The sequence below is a fragment of the Microcoleus sp. S28C3 genome (genome assembly GCF_036700785.1).
Lineage (GTDB): Bacteria > Cyanobacteriota > Cyanobacteriia > Cyanobacteriales > Microcoleaceae > Microcoleus > Microcoleus asticus.
Genome location: NZ_JAUBPO010000022.1, coordinates 1 through 18,518 on the forward strand (window position 1 = coordinate 1; position 18,518 = coordinate 18,518).

The 18,518-nt window shown below is 44.4% G+C and carries 10 protein-coding genes and 2 pseudogenes; 4 read left to right on the forward strand and 8 right to left on the reverse strand.

What is annotated here, in order from left to right; all coding sequences use genetic code 11:
• Positions 1-171 precede the first annotated feature (171 nt).
• Positions 172-2,082, reverse strand: coding sequence for an ABC transporter ATP-binding protein (locus QUA13_RS09035; RefSeq protein ID WP_333198035.1), 1,911 nt, complete (start codon positions 2,080-2,082; stop codon positions 172-174).
• Between the two features lie 924 nt (positions 2,083-3,006).
• Between QUA13_RS09035 and QUA13_RS09040 the strand changes: the two genes are divergently transcribed.
• Complete coding sequence (locus tag QUA13_RS09040; protein WP_333198036.1) at positions 3,007-3,219, forward strand: hypothetical protein; 213 nt, start codon at positions 3,007-3,009, stop codon at positions 3,217-3,219.
• Between the two features lie 5 nt (positions 3,220-3,224).
• Positions 3,225-3,443 (forward strand): hypothetical protein, encoded by a 219-nt coding sequence (locus QUA13_RS09045; RefSeq protein ID WP_333198037.1) that lies wholly within the window; start codon positions 3,225-3,227, stop codon positions 3,441-3,443.
• A 750-nt stretch (positions 3,444-4,193) separates the two neighbouring features.
• Here the strand turns inward: QUA13_RS09045 and QUA13_RS09050 are convergent.
• From QUA13_RS09050 to QUA13_RS09065, 5 genes and pseudogenes are all read right to left on the reverse strand, one after another.
• Positions 4,194-5,693 carry a response regulator gene (locus QUA13_RS09050; RefSeq protein WP_333198038.1) on the reverse strand — a complete coding sequence of 500 codons (1,500 nt, stop codon included), beginning with the start codon at positions 5,691-5,693 and terminating at the stop codon, positions 4,194-4,196.
• A 9-nt stretch (positions 5,694-5,702) separates the two neighbouring features.
• Positions 5,703-11,720, reverse strand: coding sequence for an AAA family ATPase (locus QUA13_RS09055; protein ID WP_333198039.1), 6,018 nt, complete (start codon positions 11,718-11,720; stop codon positions 5,703-5,705).
• 294 nt (positions 11,721-12,014) lie between these two features.
• Positions 12,015-12,185 carry a hypothetical protein gene (locus tag QUA13_RS09060; RefSeq protein WP_333198040.1) on the reverse strand — a complete coding sequence of 57 codons (171 nt, stop codon included), beginning with the start codon at positions 12,183-12,185 and terminating at the stop codon, positions 12,015-12,017.
• A gap of 266 nt (positions 12,186-12,451) precedes the next feature.
• Positions 12,452-12,718: pseudogene (locus QUA13_RS32715) on the reverse strand (transposase); the annotation flags it as partial.
• An 89-nt stretch (positions 12,719-12,807) separates the two neighbouring features.
• Positions 12,808-13,755 (reverse strand): annotated as a pseudogene (locus QUA13_RS09065) (IS630 family transposase); the annotation flags it as partial.
• A 562-nt stretch (positions 13,756-14,317) separates the two neighbouring features.
• Between QUA13_RS09065 and QUA13_RS09070 the strand changes: the two are divergent.
• Entirely contained in the window at positions 14,318-14,659 is a 342-nt protein-coding gene (locus QUA13_RS09070; RefSeq protein WP_333198041.1) for a transposase, read from the forward strand.
• 477 nt (positions 14,660-15,136) lie between these two features.
• Here the strand turns inward: QUA13_RS09070 and QUA13_RS09075 are convergent, their stop codons facing one another.
• The gene (locus tag QUA13_RS09075) at positions 15,137-15,538 is read right to left on the reverse strand and encodes an ExbD/TolR family protein (RefSeq protein ID WP_172193093.1); all 402 of its coding nucleotides are present in this window, start codon (positions 15,536-15,538) and stop codon (positions 15,137-15,139) included.
• Entirely contained in the window at positions 15,522-16,181 is a 660-nt protein-coding gene (locus tag QUA13_RS09080) for a MotA/TolQ/ExbB proton channel family protein (RefSeq protein ID WP_333198042.1), read from the reverse strand. The genes QUA13_RS09075 and QUA13_RS09080 overlap by 17 nt, the downstream gene beginning before the upstream one ends.
• A 759-nt stretch (positions 16,182-16,940) precedes the next feature.
• On the opposite strand from QUA13_RS09080, the gene QUA13_RS09085 reads away from it, so the two are divergent.
• Positions 16,941-18,515, forward strand: coding sequence for an energy transducer TonB (locus QUA13_RS09085; protein WP_333198043.1), 1,575 nt, complete (start codon positions 16,941-16,943; stop codon positions 18,513-18,515).
• The last annotated feature ends 3 nt before the right edge of the window (positions 18,516-18,518 follow it).

Here is an 18,518-nt window from a genome sequence, read left to right on the forward strand (position 1 = left end):
GTTGCCGTTGGAGTATGGACGTTTGCCGGTCTTTGGGCGAGCGCACTTTTTGACCTGCTTAGTCTAAACTCCAATTCACTACCTCTGGGTCAGTTAATGCGCGCCTATTTCTAGCCAGACAGCCAACTGATTGGAGCAAAAGGATAAGAATAAGTTCTTTATGTCGTACTCCTACTCTATGGAGGGTTTATCAGTAAGCCCTATTGACCTTACTGGCTTGTAGCCCAACATTCGGTAATATAACCCTTGCTGGGTAAGGAGTTCGGTGTGAGTGCCAGATTCGACAATCTCGCCCTCCTGCATCACAAAAATCAGATCGCAGTCTACGGCAGTTTCGAGTCGGTGCGTGACCAAGATGATGGTTCTCTTGCGCCGCAGACGTTGCAGAGTCTCTAGGACCCACTGCTCGTGTTTCAAGTCCAGCGCATTCGTGGGTTCGTCGAGGATGAGTATCGGAGCCTTAGTGACGAGCGCTCGCGCAATAGCTAAGCGCTGTCGCTGTCCGCCCGAGAGGTTTTTACCGCCCTCAGCGATTAAAGTATCGTACTGCTCCGGCAAGGTTTCGATGAACTCGGCCGCCCCGGATTCGATCGCCGCTTCCCGAATATCGAGGATCAGAGCATCCGGGCGACCGTAAGCAATATTTTCTGCGATCGTTCCGGGGAAGAGTGGGCTGCCTTGCGAGACGATCGCCATGTGTTTGCGGACATCGGCAAGTTTAAGGGTGCGGAGGTCGAAGCCGTCGAGGAGGACGCTGCCCGATGTCGGGTCGTAGAAGCGAGGCAAAAGATTGAGCAGCGTGCTCTTTCCCGTCCCGCTAGGGCCCAAAAACGCTACCATCTGACCCGGCTCGATACTAGCACTAATGTTCCGCAAGACGGGTTGCCCAGAGTTGTACTCAAAGCTCACGTCGGCAAGTGCTAGTGTGCGGGGATAGACGGGAAGCGATCGCGCATCAGGCTCATCTTTTATGGCGGGTGGCTCGTCAATAACAGTAAAGACGCGATCGCATGAAGCTACAAACGTTTGAATCTTAGTAGTGAACCCCAACACCCAACCTATCGGGTCCCAGAACTGCCCCAGGTACGCCATGAATACGAGCAGATCGCCGATGCTCACGCCGTTCGGCACCGGACGCAAGAATTGGTCGCGATAAACTAGGTATCCGCCGTAGCCTAAGATTACCCCGCTTCCCAGGGCGAAGACTACCTGAACCGCTAGCGGATAGAGGTTTTCTTGCCAGTTGAGCCGCATGGAGGCCTTGACGCTGTGTTCGACCATCTGCCCGAAGCGCCGCGACTCCGTTGCTTCTCGACCGAAGGACTGGATTAGCCCGATCAACTCTATACCTTGCTGCATGGTTGAGGTCATCACCGCATCGGTCTGCTTCGACTCCAACGCTCGACTCCTAATTCTTCCCTCGAAGTACCAATTCGCCAGTATTAGAAGCGGAGTAAATGAAAGTGCAAACACGGTGAGAAGGACGTGGCGCGACAGCATGATCCAGATCATCGCCGTCAGCGTCACCGATGCGGCGGTGGAGCCGATGAGCGTATCGATCACCCCCCAAGGGCCGAGGCTGTCGTAGCTCAACCGATAGATTGCGTCACCCTGCGATCGGGAGCCGTGCCAGCCGAGGCTAAGCGCCTGCATTTTGTCGTAGAGTTCGGTGCGAACCCGCAAGGTTCCGTTGTACTGGATGCGGTAGTTCAACATCCTACGGAGCATGAAAACGGTATCGCTCAGGATTCTGATAATCATCGCGACGAACGCCATTCCGAAAATTCGGTTCAGCGTGCCTTCACCGAACGGGGCAAGAAACAGCGTATGAATCCAGTTGGATTTCGGAGTTGGTGACAAAACCGTATCGACTAGAATAGCCACCGGCCACGCGTTGAGAAGGTTGAAAAGCACCGATGCCCCGATCAAAAGCAAGAGCGTGACGATCAGCCATAAGTCTTTGCGGAAGTAGGAAATAGAGCGCAGGACGATCCGCACCAACCAATGTTGGTTAATTAACGGCATCACCATTTTTGGTGAATTCTTCTGGCTCTTCAAACGTGCTTTGAATGGAAAATTCATGGATGTGCTGGATGCCTCTAAGTAAGACAATGCACCAATTAGGAAGTTTCACCCCAGTCAGAGAAGCCAGAAATTAACTTTGGGTTTTAACCCCTGTTGTCAAGCAGGGCAGACGGAATGTGAGATTATTCGACTGGTGCAAGATTTAAGTATAGTTTCGTTGTTTAAGGGTAGCTAAATAGAAAGCGATCTCGCTTTGCTTCCTGGTGTCATGCGTAAGCGTTGCTTTCCCGAAAACTGTCGCAAAGTTGAGATAGTCTCAACTTTTCTAGCGGAACTTCCCCCAAGTGGTCGATCGCATCCAAGCAAAAACCCCATCAGTCGGGCAATAGCGCTAATGCCCTCGCCTAATAGATGACTACAATATTAGGAAAACCTTCAGTAAATCCAAAGTTCTCTGTTGCAAAGGAGCCGGCATTGTCAGCTTGTCGAAACTAACTGAAACCCGACGCAATTTAGGCTAGACTCGATTTTTAGCGATTGTCGATAAATTTGTTATTAACGTCCGAAAATTTAGAAGTGGAAAACCCTCAAAAGTACATTTTGTTGAAGCTTTCCGTTTTGCTGGAGTGGATGGCTTAACCGGAACAACCACCGGCCCCGAATCAGAAGCATTCAACCGCTCCTCATCCTCGAACAACGACGACGGACGGTAATCGTTGACACATAAGCCCTTCTACGTAATAAGCTAACACACATAAAAACAGGTGTGCAAGCACCACCATAAGTTGTATCGCTAGCAACAACACCCACAGCATCACTAATAGCGAAAACACCGCCCACACAACCGGCACAGGAAGCTGCATTGCCAACTCCAACACCACCGCAGCCGGAAGGATCGGCACCAGAACCAGTTCCCATTCAATAGACCTCTTGCGAAAGTGCGATTCTCGGTAAAATAAAAGAAAAAATTAGCTTAATAATATGAATTACGAACAATTACAAAAGTTAACCCCCAAAGACTTTAAACGCTACTGTGGAGTACATCAAGAGACATTCAAACAGATGGTAAAAATAGTCAAAGCGGAAAAAATACTTCAAAAAAAATCAGGAAGACCAAGTAAATTGTGCGTAGAAGGCCAAATCTTAATGACATTATCCTATTTGCGAGAATATCCTAATTTTTTTCATTTGTAAATTAAATGGGTATTAATGAATCAAATGCTTATCGAATTGTAATTAGAACTGAGAAAGCTTTAATAAATTTAGGTTTATTTAATTTATCAAGCAAAAAATATCTCGATCCAAGTCAAATTCAGGAGATAGAAACTGTAGCGGTGGATGTGCCAGAACATGAAATAGAGCGTCAAAAAAAAAACAAAATAAATATTATAGTTGCCAGCAAAAATATCATACAATAAAATCGCAAGTTTTAGCCAACACAAAAAGTACCGAAATAATATGTACAGCTTTTAGTAACAGGAAAACGCATGATTTTAGTTTGTTTAAAAAAAGCAAGATCGGGATGAATAAAGAACTTGAAGTTTTAGGCGATCAAGCAAGGTGATCGAGGAATCAAAAAGATTCATACTAATAGTAGAACATCGCTCAAAAAAATAAAAAATAAAAAACTGAGTCAAGCCGAAAAAATCTTTAATCGGCAACGGAGAAAAGACAGAATTATCATTTAAAATATACATCGAAGTTTAAATATATTTAGAATAGTTTCATCAAGATACCGGAATCGAAGAAGACGCTTAGGATTAAGATTTAATTTGATCGCTGGTATTTATAATTATGAACTTTATTTGAAGACAAATTAGCACTCGCCTGAGACTTTCGCAAGAGGTCTATTGATTGGTTCGATCGACCAGTCAGTCATTTGATGGATTCCATATTTCTTAGTGCCTATCTCACCATCATTTCACGCTTGTCTCACTCTTGAGCGATCGCCAAGTGAGAGCACACCAAATACACAGCAGCAGAAACTCGCTTGACGATCGCACACAGTCCCGGCGACCCCTGGGTTTTTTAGTTTGTGACTCCTGGGATGATGAGCGTTGGTGAGGAAACTTGACAAGCACCGACCGCACAACTTCTGTTAAGCTTGCTAGATTGGGGCGCAGTCTAAAAAATCAACCCGATGGATTCACTAACTTTCTTGCAGAGCATCAAGCTGACAGCGACAAGACTGGAGAATGATGCCGAATCGGAATCTGAATAGTAAACTCTGTCCCCCTGTCTGGTGAAGAAATACACCCCAAACTTCCCCCGTGTTTTTCCACTACAATTTGCCAACTAATCGACATTCCAATCCCTGTGCCCTTACCAGGGGGTTTTGTCGTAAAAAACGGGTTAAATACGTGGTGAAGAACCTCTTCCGACATCCCAGGCCCATTGTCCTTAATTCGGACAACTACGCAATTGCTATTTGTTAGTTCTGTGCTAATCCGGATCGCGCTAGGATTCGCTTTAATTTCTTCTGGCGATCGCTGCCTGTTCCACTCGTCAATAGCATCGATCGCGTTTGCAAGTACATTCATAAATACCTGATTCATTTCTCCCCCATAACACTCCACTTCGGGCAGGTTTGGGCAATAGTCCCGCACCACTTCAATCGAGGGGCGGTCTGCCTTAAATTTCAGTCGGCTGTGTAAAATCATCAGCGTGCTGTCAATCCCTTCGTGAAGGTTGACCGAACTCATTTCAAATACTTCTTGCCGTGCAAAGTGGCGCAAAGATAAAACAATTTCACGGATGCGATCGGCTCCTAAGTGCATCGAGTCGAACATTTTAGGCAAATCGTCTTTGAGAAACTCTAGCTCACTTGCTTCGATTTCTGCTTGTATCTCTGGGGCAGGATTAGGATAGTGCTTTTCATAGAGGTCAAGGATATTGACCAAAGTTTTTGAATATTCCAAGGCAAAGGAGAGATTCCCATAAATAAAATTAACTGGATTATTGATTTCATGGGCTACGCCAGCCACGAGTTGGCCTAGCGCGGACATTTTTTCGCTCTGAATGAGTTGGCTTTGCACCTGCTGGAGTTCGTGCAGGGAATTTTCGAGCTGTATAGCCTTCTGCCGCTCTCGCGCTTCCGATGCTTGCAAAGCTGCTTCTGCAAGCTTGCGCTCAGCAACCTCCAGCTTGAGGCGTTCATTTGTTTGGGAAAGTTCAGCGGTACGCTCTTCTACTCGCGTCTCTAGCTCTTGTGCCAAAACTTGCAAGTCAGCTTGCGCTTGTTCGCGCTCGACAATTTGTGCCTGAAGCTTTTTAGTCAGATTTCGGAGATTCAGATGCGTGACAGCCCGAGCTAAAACTTCTTCGTGTTGAAGGGGCTTAGTGATATAATCTACTCCCCCTACCGCAAAGCCTTTGACCTTGCTTTCTGTATCGTCGAGCGCCGTTAGAAAAATGACTGGGATATCTTTAGTTAAGTCCTTTGCTTTTAGATGTTGGCAGGTTTCAAACCCATCCATCTCCGGCATCAGAACATCCAGCAAAATTAAATCCGGCTGGGAATATTGCACTTTTTTGAGAGCGCTGGCCCCGCTGCGGGCTACCCAAACAGTGAAGCCAGATGCGCTCAAAAAATCCAAGACTGAACCCAAATTAGTGGGCGTATCATCCACAATTAAAATAGTTCCTCTGTCTAAAGATTCGCTATTCATTTTTATTCCTCATCTAAACTGTTGAACAAATTCTACTAATTTGTCTTCTTCAAAGCTTTTAGCTAATTCAATCAACTGATTGGCAAAAGGTGCATAACGCATATCCATTGCTATCAGCTTCCTGGCTCTCTGGTCAATACTGAAGAGTTCGCCTTTCATGGCTAAATCGAACAGGACTGCAACTTCTTCCGAAGGAGGAGCAATCAGTTCTTGGTCTTGGATTTGTGAAGGGGGAGCAGTGAAGTTATCTTCCGAACTAAAAGTTGTTTGGTCCTCATAAATCCATTCTAAGCCTAAATGGTTGCCCAAGCATTGTAATAGCTCTTCTGCCCGAATAGGTTTCAGGAGAAAACCGTTGCAACCAGCCTGGAAGCTGCCCTGGGGATCGGCGGTTAAAATGCTAGCAGAAGTTCCGATCGCGATTACATCCTTCAATTGAGTAATTTTTCGGATACGCCTCACCGCTTCAAAGCCGTCCATCACTGGCATTACTAAGTCAATTATAATACAGTCCGGTTGAAATAGTAGGGCTTTATTCACGCAGTCTTCACCGTCGGTTGCCTCCATCAATTCAAACCCAATGGGAGCTAAAAGATTAACTAGGACAGAGCGATTTTCCCAGCGATCGTCAACGACTAAAAGTTTCCGCCGAGTACCTGAGAAACTCCTGATAATTTTTTCAGGTTCTTTTTGATACCCTTCCCAGCTTTCGCCAATGGACAACTCTAACTCAAACCAGAAAATACTGCCTTTACCTAAAGAGCTTTCTACTTTCAGTTCGCTGCCCATCATCTCTACTAATTGGCGACTAATTGCCAGCCCTAATCCTGTTCCCTCTATCTGGCGAACTGACCCATTGACTTGCTCGAAGGGCAAAAATATTTTTGAGAGTTCGCCGGACTCGATGCCAATGCCTGTGTCTTCTACTTGGAAACGAATTTTGGCTGTTGGGGATTGGCGATTACCGATTGGTGATGACACAGATTGCGCAGTTCTGAGTATGTCTACTTTGAAACTAACGCCTCCTGTTTCGGTGAATTTGACGGCATTGCCCAGTAAGTTGATGAGAATTTGCCGCAACCTTTTTTCATCGGCGTGGACGCACGGGGGAAGTTGAGTTAGCGGTTCGTAAATCAAAGAGATTCCTTTCTGTTTGGCGCGAATCTGGCAGATTTCAGTAATGCCTTGGAGAAAGTCTGACAGGTGAAACTCGGTGAGGAAGAGTTCCATTTTTCCGGCTTCGATTTTGGAGAGGTCTAGAACGTCATTGATCAGAGTTAGGAGGTGTTCGCCACACTGATGAATGATGTTAATACCAGAATTTTGCTGATTGGTTAAATTTTTGTCTCGCTTGAGGATTTGGGTATAACCTAAAATGCCGTTGAGCGGTGTGCGAAGTTCGTGGCTCATGTTGGCAAGAAATTGGCTCTTGGCGCGGTTTGCAGCTTCTGCGGCTTGCTCGGCTCGCTGCCGCTCTATAATTTCTACTTCCAGGCGCGTATTTTTAGCTTTTAATTCCTCGGTTCGCTCTTCGACTTTGACTTCTAAGGTGTGATAGAGGTTGGCATTTTCTAAGGCGATCGCCGCCTGCGCTGATAACATCCGCAAAATTTCTACCCGTTTCTGCGTAAAAGCGCCAGCCGTCAGGTTATTTTCCAGGTAAAGGATCGCCGTAAGTTTGCCTTGATAAACCATCGGCGCACACAGAATAGATTTTGTTTGGTGTTGGATAATGTAGGGGTCAGCATTAAAGATTTCCTCGCGACTGGCATCGTTTAGAACGACATTTTTCTGAGTTCTAGCCACATAATTAATGACCGATACAGGTAGCGGCTGGCTCGTTGATACTGACACGGATTCCAGCATTCGCACCTCATCTTTATTTCCGATCGCTTCTAGAAAAAATTGTCCATTTTTTGACAAAATAAGCGCTCCGGTTTGAGCCCCCGCATTTTCTATTAATATTTTTGTTAACTTCTCGATTAAGTTAGCCAGAACAATTTCACTAGAAATCGCCTGAGAAACTTTCATCACGGTTGCCAAATCCAGAATCTCTGAAATTACCGAGCCGGTGGAAGTGATGGTTCCCTGGAGCGTCTGTATAATTGTCTCGCCGGTTTTTTCGCTTATTTTCTGGTTAAGGACGACTGCGAGTAATTGGGGATAGCGTTCCTCTAAATCTTCAACTTTGGCTGTTGCTCCCCAGCGGATATAGCCATAATAGGCATCTGTCATGTAAGTCTTAGCAATCTTTTCTCTTCCAAGGGATAGCTGAAACTCTCCTGCCAGTTCATTGGCTAAGGCTTCTTCTTGAATATATCCTTGTTCCGCTGCTCCTTGAATGGCTCGTTCGTAATAATCCATTGCTTGGTCATTCTGCCATAAAATCCGCGCTTTTTCTGCCTCTACTAAGTCATACTTATGTTGGAAATTGCACGGTGCATGGAATGCCCAAATCTTCATTTTTTCTTGATTTTCTGCAACTTGATTTAGATATTCTTTTTTCGTTTCTAGCTGAGCTTCTGAATACAAAGCTAGGAGGGCAAGAGAATAGTAGAAAATATAGACAGTACTTTGAATGGTTCCGACACCAAAGCTGGCATATTCTGATGCCAGCTTGGCACTTTTTATTGTTCCTTTGTAATCTTTAAATGAATAAAAAAGAATTGTTTTAGCGACGTAGTAAAATAATAATAAAGTATTATTATTAGCTTCTTTAATAACTGGAATCATTTGTTCCTCATTAAAGCTATCGCCAATTAAAGAGAATTTATCCGGGGCTTTTCCAAGGAAATTCTTAACAAGCTGCTGGTAAATTTTTACCCCCCCAATATCGTATTCCTGTTTGTATTTTATAGTCATAGTGGCATATTTAGCCTGAGATAGCTCCACTTTTTCCAGTTCCTGCCCACTGAAAAATCTAAAATAGCAAGAACTCATCGCATTGTGACAAGCATATTCTATGTCTCCTACTTCTAAGCCGCTTTGAATGCCATCAATAAAAGGTTCTTCGTTTTCCTTTACTGGATCTTTCCAGTGGTGAATAAGTACATAAAATATAGAAATTAACTTAGCTTTTAGTGTATTGGTCGCAAATTTTTCCAATAAAGGAAAGGCTAGTTTGCCAAATCGATATCCAGATTCTATGTCTCCCAGTGGCCCACACAGGAGCACGCCATACCAAACATAAGCGTAAGCGGATTCGGGGGAATTTCCATAAGCGATCGACAACTTTATCATTGTAAAAAGAATGGGCTGAAACATATCTGGATTGGCCAGATAAGCCGCTACTACGATGCTCATTAATATCCGCATAGCCGCGATTTTATCGGGATCTGTCATTAGCGGTAAGTCAGCTAAATCGTCAAGTATCAGTTCTTGAGGAAGTTCTTGCTCCAAACGAACGCCGAGCATTTCTAAAACTTCGATTCCGGTATCTATGACCGAATTTATCCGGTTGCCAGAGAACTCAACCTGAATTTTTAGCTCGTATACTTTGACTTTTTCCAGGATTGTTTTCGCCTGTTTCAGAATGACATCAGACAACTGTTGCGATCGCTCAAAATTGGTGTTTAAATATTCAGTTTCTGCTGCTTCCAAATACAAGCTTAACGTCAAGTCATACTGACTTTCCCAACTATCTGAAGCGAGAAGTCCCAAACCCACATTCAAATATTTGACAGCCGACTCGTATGCTGTAGCTGCTTTCGCTTTCTGACCCGCTATCAAATTGAGAGAAGCTAGCTCATATTTTTCTGATTCAAAGCTCAGTAAATCCGTGCCGTAATTCAGTTGGTTAACCAGTGCAAAAATATTTTCTTTTCGTTCTTCCGGCGTTGTATTTTGCAGTAATAGTTGCCCGATTTTCAGGTGAGTCTGTTTTTTTTGCTCATCTGGAATCAGAGAATAAGCGGCTTGCTGCACGCGGTCATGTAAAAACTTGTAGTCAACCTTGATATCTGTTAAAGTAAATTCACCTGATTCTTCCTGACTAAATACCAGGGGAATTTTGTACTCATTGCTTAAAGGTAAAATCAACCCAGACTGAAGTGCTGACCACAATTGTGCAGCCGTGATTAAGGAAGATTCTTCATTGACGATCGCCAGGACGTCTAAATTAAACGTATTGCCAATACAAGCTGCCAGTTTTAAGACTTTCTGGGTATCAGGAGACAGTTTGCGAATATTTCTGGCAATCAGTTCGACCACGTTATAATCAGTGATACCAATGGCTTGAATTTGCTCAATCTTCCACTGCCACTGACCTGAATATAAGTTATAAATCAGTAAATCTTCTTGGTAAAGGGTTTTGATCAGTTGAGTTAAGAAAAAGGGATTTCCCTGAGTTTTATTGAACAGTAGAGATGCAAAATTTTGGGTCTCTACAGACTGAGATTCTGACCTGACTGATTCATCATTTAAAGTATCGTCGATTAATTCTGTAACATGAAGGAGTTGTAACGGGCCGAGTACGATCTTACTGACAGTGGCACCAGTTTGTTGAATTCTATCAATCGTTTGAATCGTCGGATGGGTGGGAAAAACTTCGTTATCTCGATAGGCACCAATGATCAATAGATATTTGCTATCGGGATCGGTCATCAGCAGTTCAATTAATTTGAGGGATGCTGAATCGGCCCATTGCAAGTCATCCAAAAATACAACCAGGGGATGTTCAAAGGTTGTAAATACACCAATAAATTGTTTAAAGACTCGACTAAAACGGTTTTGAGATTCAGTGGGCCCTAGTTGCTGGATGGGAGGCTGTTTGCCGATAATCAGTTCTACTTCGGGAATAACGTCAACAATAACTTGCCCGTTAACGCTTAAAGCAGATAATAGTTTTTCTTTCCAAATATGGATTTCTGCTTCACCTTCGGTTAGCAGTTGCAAAATTAAGGACTGGAATGCTTGAATCAGGGAAGCATAAGGAATATTTCGCTTGAACTGGTCAAATTTCCCGGCAATAAAATAACCCCGTTGCCGCACAATGGGTTTGTGAATTTCATTGACCAAAACTGTTTTGCCGATCCCGGAATAACCGGAAACTAGCATTAATTCGGTGGTTCCATCGGCTACGCGATCGAAGGTTTCTAGAAGTTCATCAACTTCTTGGTCGCGACCGTAGAGCTTTTGCGGTATATTTAATTGACCGGCTTTGTCAGCACTTCCGGCAACAAAGTTGAAAATAGATCCGCTAGCCTGTAGTTTTACCAAGCAGGTTTCTAAGTCAAATTTTAGCCCATCAGTGCTTTGGTAGCGGTCTTCGGCATTTTTGGCTAATAATTTCATCGCGATCGCTGAAATTTGTGGCGGGATTTCAGGATTGATATGGTGAGGGGGAATGGGGGTTTTGGCAATGTGGCTGTGTACCAATTCCATCGGATCTATGGAATTAAAGGGCAACTCACCTGTGAGCATTTCATAGAAGGTGATGCCCAGTGAATAAAAGTCAGTGCGGTAGTCAAGTGACCGATTCATCCGGCCAGTTTGTTCTGGCGACATATAGGCGAGGGTGCCTTCGAGCAAGTCTGGATGCGACAGTGCTGGATTTTCTTGATCTAGGCGGGAAGCGATGCTGAAATCAATAATTTGAACTTTTTCTGTGGCTGGGTTGATGATAATATTTTGTGGCTTTATATCTTTATGGATAATTTTATGTTTATGGAGTTCTGCTAAGGCAGAGACAAGCTGGAGGGCAATAGAAAGAAACTGAACGATCGCGACTTTTTTACCCTTCATCCAATCGTTGAGAGACTCAGAGCCTGAATCTTCTAAGATCAGTGCTAAACCGTTTTTATAGCTTTCTAAACTAATGGCTTTGATAATTGCTTCTACGTTCAAGCTTTGCAGAATTTGATATTCGTGCCGCAAGCGGGTGATGTCAGAAAGAGTGGGATACTCAGCCTTTAGTGTTTTGACGATCGCGCTGGAAATATCTGACTCCTTCCGAACGCGATCGACTGAAGTTCTTATGCCACTGTGGAGGGTTTCAACGAATTGATAGCCAGCTAAGTTGATAGTCATTGTTATTCTACCGATCGCAAGGGAATTGAGCGTGAGGTTAAGGCCGGTTTTAAAACTTAAGTAAGTAGGCGGGATTAAACCGAATAATGTAACACTATGTAAACAGCTTTAACCCAGCCAGTAGAGAGCATTTGGATACTTTACCATCGTTTACATAGTTGCATTTTTTCGCGCCGACTTACTTAATTATTATTGAAGCTGATTGTAACATAGTAATTTACTCAACAACAGCGATCCCATGTTTCGCTTCTGGCAATTGTGGCCTCATGAGATTGTGTTGTTAACTGTGCTGCCTCAATGCGCGTTTTGGGTGTTTGTTGGGGGATTAGTCGGCTGCACTTTCAAGTGGGGTATCGAGCGAGTGTTTTCCCGTTGCTGATAATTATCGTTGTGAACCATCACTTCAAACCGAATCATCCATCCATCCGCACTCCGGGCAATCCCAATGCACCGGGGGCGTTTCATACTGGGGATAAGTCATTTCACATTCGGGGAACCGGCCGGTAATATAGTGGGTGCGTGTCCAGCATCTCTAACTGTTGCAAGGCGTGTCCACCGCTGCCTCGGTTGCACAATCAATTCGCCGTTGTAGCTTCCCCCTTCGCATTGGTGTCAACTTAAGGATGCGATCGTCTGGTTGAGGGCGATCGTTCTTAACCTCTACCACGCGATATTAAGCAAAAAGCACACTCACTCTTACTGGTGGGGTTACAATTAGACTAAGTAAGTAGCTAGACAAAATTAATTACATAGTTTTCTCCAAATTCTTTCAAGATTTTTTCCACAGATGCAACGAAAGTTGCCCAACTTTTGTAAGCAGATATATCAATCCATTCATACTTGATAAACCGCCATAAAATTTCAATTAAATTTAATTGAGGAGAGTAAGAAGGCAACTCAAAAAGAGTAATATTACGTTGTTTCCACTCTTCAAGTTTGTCAACAATAGCATCACTGGCATGAAGAGAAGCTTGATCTGTGACAATTACCGTTGGCTTATGTACTGTGGAAAAAAAGCATCAATACAGGCAATAACCACAGAGCGAGTTAATACTTTGAGATGAAATATAGCCTTTCGAGCGAAAGATGAGGTACAATAACAACAGTGTGTAAACCAGTTAAAAATATTTGATGATGTAACCTGACTGAACGCCAACTCTATGGCTTTGGCTAATTCTTGATAATTAGTAGTCTTGATAGAACGGAGAATATTTTTAAGCTTTGACCAGAGATTCTCAAGGAGTGAAAAATCTGGTGAATAAGGAGATAAGTATATTAATTTTGCCCCTTTTTTTTCGATAGCTTTTTCCACTTCTTCTCCCAAGTGAATGGGACAATTATCCATGACTACACAAGCCCCTTTCCATAGTTTTGGCACAAGTTTTCTGATAATAAAAGCTTCAAATGTAATTGCATCAGTTCCGCCTATTAGATTAACTGATGTCAAAATTTCATCGACTGACATGGCTCCAATTATTGAGACATTTTTGCCACGTTTAGTTGGTTTTGGACACGAGAGCTCTTTGACCTTTCAAAGCTCTAGCATACAACCTAACCATTGCCAAATTAACTCCCGATTCGTCAATGAATATTAAGTCTTTCAAACTAATGTCTTTAATTTTTTGCCAGAACTCACATCGCAGGAGTTGAACTCGGGGGCGTGCCTTTGCCCGAAGGGAAGAGAGTTTTTTTTTACAGTAATATCTAAGAGTTTTATCATTCTTGCTATTGTCGATCTACTAACGGAAAATCCAATTTCCCCATAAAGTAAATAACGAAGTTCTTCAAGAGTTGCATCATTGTTTAATTCAATCAATTCCCCCAATATGAGTAGTTGCTCTGCATTCAGTTTGCCTTTGACTCCACATCGGTCAGTTCGGGGAGTAATGTCTTTTGTTTCACGATATTGTTTAAGCAATTTTTGTACAAAGCTGAGAGCTACAGAAAAACGCTTAGCTATTGCTTTTTGTGAAATCGGTTCAGTATGATAAGTATCTAGGATTTTTTGCCTAAAATCAATCGAATAAGTTTTCATTTTTAACAATGTATGAAGAGGAGTACAAGTTGACTTTTTGTGAGTCCACTTCTTCGTGCTGTCAGAAAAATGCTATTATGTGTGCTATCGCTTTCGCGTGGCTTTACTGAACCATTTAATTATAGTTCATTCGATCGTGTCTTCTCTGTTTGACCCTCATGAGTGAGTGTGAGTAACATGATACCTCATCTTTTCGAGAAAGGCTATAAATTAAACAGCAAGTTGCTAAGATATTCAATTCAGTTACTAATTCACTATCTAAAATTTGCAGATGTTCCAATTCCGTATCAAAATCAAAGAAATCATTCTCGCTTGTCTTCGATCTCACTATAAGTTCATCATCCCTTGATTCAGCAACGCCAGAAAAAGGAGCAGCCTTCAAAAGCTATGGAGAAATTGTTGAATGGCTTAAAAAAGAGTCAGATCTAGAACTGACTTATGCAACAGTTTATGCGTGGGTGCATTATCGCCTCCAAGCAAAACTGAAAGTGCCACGTCCGCAAAGTGCTTTACAGGAAGTAAAAGCAGTGGGACTTTTTAAAAAAACATCGTCCCAGCAGTCTTGACGTTTCAAAAATTTTTTGGTAAGGGTAAACGGCTACGATATTTGTGTCAAGATGAAACCCGTTTGGGACTCAAAACGTTGACGGGAAAAGTAATTACAGCCCGGGGGGTAAAACCAGTTGCTCCCATACTGTGGAAGCGTGAAAATTTTTGGTTGTATGGGGTAGTCGAACCCATGAGTGGCTGGCATTTTTGCCAAGAATATGCCCATGTTAATGGAGAAGATTTCCAGCAATTTATTGACGCTCTTTCTCTACAATTGGGTGAAGATATTGCCCATATTCAAATGGACCGAGCGGGTGCTCATATCACTAATGAACTCTCATGGCCAGAAAATTAAATTCCTGTCTGTGGGCCCTCACATAGTCCAGAACTTAATCCAATTGAACGGGTCTAGGAATATATCAAACAGCAACTTGTTGGAGAGGTTTTTACTACTCTTGGGCAACTACGAGAGCGCTTGCAACAAGTTCTTGAAAACATCACTCCTGAGCAAATCTGTTCGTTGTCATCTTACAATTTTATTCTTAAAGCTTTATTCTATGCAGCTTCATATTAAATTGGTGTAAGACTCTTTTCATACTTCCACCATGTTTTTTTTTTATTGAAGATGACGAGTAATTTGTTTTTATTTCAAGTGTTTCTGGACAAAGACTTTACTCACATCAAAACGAGCGACTCCTTTCCTAATTGATGTATCACCTTGTTGATATGTTTTAACTATTTTTTCACTCGTCTACCTCAAATAAGGTTTCATTTTTTCCGCTTATATACTGAATTTAGTGTGCCACATATAAATGCAAGATGCAGTAGCTGTCTACTTTGTGGTAGCAATCCCTAACTTAGCTCCCTTAATTCGGCGTAATCGATCCATAACTTCCACAACACTTCCGTGATTAACGCTTTTATCCGCATTCAGCACAATTAAGGCGCTCGGATTTGACCCCATCACTTGTCGCACCGTACTCTCAATCTGGTCTAAGTTGACTAACTTTTTATCAACCATGAATTTTCCCTGAGCATCGAGCGTAACGGTAATTTTAGCAGGCGAGTCCTGAACTTGAGACGTTGATGCTTTCGGTAAATTTACGGGCAGACCCTGGGATTTGGATAAAGACAAAGAGGAAACAATTAGAAATGTCAATATGGCGAAGACCACATCAATCATTGGCACGATGTTGATCTGGGGAATATTATCAGGTTCATCGGGTAGACGCATAGTTAGATTCTCTTGGTAGTTTTTCGTAGCGGTGACGGTACAATAACTCTAGCTGGCCGGAGGCTTCCTGAATATAAGCTATCTGCTGTAAGTAAAACCCGCGAAACATATTGGCAAATAGGAGCGTAAAAATTGCCACCACTAACCCCAGTGCCGTAGAGACGAGGGCTTCGCTAATCCCAGCGGTAACGCCTGCGGCATTGGTGCCCGTGGCATCCCCCAGTTTGAGGGAACTAAAGGTAGTAATTAACCCTAAAACTGTTCCGAGCAACCCAAATAACGGGGAAAGGCTGATAATGCTGTCAAATATTGTATTGAATCGCTTCAGGATAGGGATTTCTGCCTGAGCGCCACTCTCTAGGGCCAAACGAAATTCTTCGATGTTGGGCGAGTCTAATTCTAAAGCTTCTAAAAAAATCCGGGCTAGGGGCAAATCGCCGTTTACTTGTAACTTTTTGATGGCGGAATCGGGGTTTTGACTGTATATCTGTAGCACTTCCCGCACCACTCGCCGCTGCCGCCGATTTACCCTAAACCAAAAGGCAAGACGCTCTATGATCAGCGCTACTGCTGCGATTGACGAGGCAAACAGCGGCCAAGCAACAATGCCTGCGGCCTTAAAAATGTAAATGAGACTATCCATTGGTTTGTACTCTCGCTAGCTCTGTTGAATGATCGCAAGCTGCCTAATGGTGCAATTAGCCCGATCGAAGGCTGGTAGAGTTTCTGCGTCAAGTCGGTATCAGTGATTCAGACTGCGAATTGTTTCACTCAAGCGCGATCGCGATCGCACAAACGCACTACCTGTATGTGACTATTTTCGTCTTTACCCAAAATGCTTCTACTGCGATCCCGACCGATTTTTCTCCCAGTGCTTGCTTGCTAAAGATTTACGTTAGGACTTGACAATAATCTTCAATAATTTAAAAGATTCTCAACTAGATTTCCACAAAATTCAGGGTTTGTCAAGCCATCACGCACACAAATAAATAAAATTTGCTTATAAAGAATACTAATTAAATTAGTATTCTTTATAAATAATATTCTCAGAAAAGCTTGAGAATGTTGAAATTTGTTGGTAGATTACGGGCTAGAGTATTGCATTTAAGGCATTTTGGAAGCTTGGCCTGCCAGAATCCGAATATTGACAGCGCCCATGGGAGCAAGGTAGGGGTCCCCAAAGGAAATGCTGATTGGTAGCGTCTACTCGCTATATCAAAATATCAAAATAGAATAATGAAAATTAATTGCAAGAGTCTTGAACAGGGTGACAGTCTTCTTATAGGATGGGTAGGTTCATCATTGATAGCAAGCTCAACAGGCAGTTGGTAGCTTGTTTTGGGTGATGTGGGAGAGCCAGCGAGGATGTTGCCAACCCATCCATAAAGGAGATTGATAAGGCATGAGTTTTTCAAATGTTTCGGCGACGCAAAGACAACAACAAGAAGAAGGTCTCAAAAAAGTTCTGGCGCTCAGTCTGTTAGCCTCAACCTTCCTACACGGTGTCGCGCTGCCGTTGAGCCTCAAGTTGGTCAAACCTGCTGAATTTGCAGAGGACCCCATTGAAGTTGTTATGCTTGATGAGCCCAAAGTAGAGGAAACCCAGCCAGAGCCGGCTATTCCAGAAAAGGTATCTCCCCCGCCTGAGACGTTCAAACCAGAACCGCCACCAGAGCCAACTCCCCCAGAGGAGTCACCGGTAGCGGCAACGCCCCCGCCGATTCCAGAGGAGCCACCGGTAGCGGCAACGCCACCACCGATTCCAGAGGAGCCACCGGTAGCTGCAACGCCCCCGCCGATTCCAGAGGAGCCACCGATAGCGGCAACGCCCCCGCCGATTCCAGAGGAGCCACCGGTAGCTGCAACGCCCCCGCCGATTCCCAAGGAGCCACCGGTAGCGGTAACGCCACCACCAGAGATTAAGAAAGAGTTGCCCTTAACGGAAACTCCGCCACCAACTCCTCGGGAGCCTTCCCCCGCACCTCAACAGGATTTCAATTCCCCAGAAACTCCTAAAACCCCGATCGCCGAGGAACCCGAAACCCCCTCGCCCGCTCCTCCACAAAGCGAACCACCCGTTATCGCCTCCCGCCCCAAGGGTGCAGGGATTCTCCCAGACTTTACAAAAGATGCTGGAAATCCCAACTCCTCCGACAGCCCTGAAAAAAATAACCCGCTCTCCTCATCTGCTTCGGCGGGTAGCGGGGAGCCTTCCTCAGAGCCATTAAATCCTTCTTCCGGGCCCATACAGCGATCGCCCGGGCCTGGGTCGCCAGTCACAGCTACTAGGCCCGGAGGTGGTGGCAATTCTGGAAATGCGATCGGGGATGTAGGAAACCTCGCCTCCTCTGATAGCCCCGGAGGAAGTGCGTCGAACTCACCATCCGGTGCCAGCGAAAATGGCGACATACCTTCCTCAGAGCCATTTGCGGCTGGTTCGGGGCGATCGCCCCGAACGCCTGGGGCTGGTTCGCCAGTCACGACCACCAGGCCCGGAGGCGGCGGCAATTCTGGAAATGCGAGCGGAGGTTTAGGAAACCTCGCCTCATCTGGTAGCCCTGGAGGTGGAGGCCCTGGAGGAAGTGCGTCCAACTCATCACCCGGCGGAGGTGGAAATGGTGGCGGGGGTTCGTCAGGGCCATTTGGCAGCGGTTCGGGGTCGGTGCCAAAACCGACAAATCCAGGAAGAGGGGGGAGTCCTTCGCGCCCGAAAGGCCCGGCTCCCGGCACTTGCATTAGCTGCGGTAAACCTGAATATCCGAGCGCAGCCAGAAAACAAGGGCGGGAAGGCCGAGTGGAAGTCATGTTTGACGTTGACCCCAACGGTAAGGCATTCAACATCGCGATCTTGACTTCGAGCAATCACGAAGACTTCGATAGCGCAGCGATTAAAACAGTAGAAAAATGGAAATTTGCCTCATCAGAGACTGGCGTTCAAGGAAAAACAGCATCCATTACCTTCCGGCTCAATGACTAGGGA

What these genes read in the sequence shown, in the direction of transcription:
- QUA13_RS09075 (WP_172193093.1), bottom strand. Translation starts at nt 15,538, where the DNA reads ATGCGTCTACCCGATGAACCTGATAATATTCCCCAGATCAACATCGTG.
- QUA13_RS09050 (WP_333198038.1), bottom strand. Translation starts at nt 5,693, where the DNA reads ATGAATAGCGAATCTTTAGACAGAGGAACTATTTTAATTGTGGATGAT.
- QUA13_RS09040 (WP_333198036.1), top strand. Translation starts at nt 3,007, where the DNA reads ATGAATTACGAACAATTACAAAAGTTAACCCCCAAAGACTTTAAACGC.
- QUA13_RS09045 (WP_333198037.1), top strand. Translation starts at nt 3,225, where the DNA reads ATGGGTATTAATGAATCAAATGCTTATCGAATTGTAATTAGAACTGAG.
- QUA13_RS09055 (WP_333198039.1), bottom strand. Translation starts at nt 11,720, where the DNA reads ATGACTATCAACTTAGCTGGCTATCAATTCGTTGAAACCCTCCACAGT.
- QUA13_RS09060 (WP_333198040.1), bottom strand. Translation starts at nt 12,185, where the DNA reads ATGAAACGCCCCCGGTGCATTGGGATTGCCCGGAGTGCGGATGGATGG.
- QUA13_RS09085 (WP_333198043.1), top strand. Translation starts at nt 16,941, where the DNA reads ATGAGTTTTTCAAATGTTTCGGCGACGCAAAGACAACAACAAGAAGAA.
- QUA13_RS09080 (WP_333198042.1), bottom strand. Translation starts at nt 16,181, where the DNA reads ATGGATAGTCTCATTTACATTTTTAAGGCCGCAGGCATTGTTGCTTGG.
- QUA13_RS09035 (WP_333198035.1), bottom strand. Translation starts at nt 2,082, where the DNA reads ATGAATTTTCCATTCAAAGCACGTTTGAAGAGCCAGAAGAATTCACCA.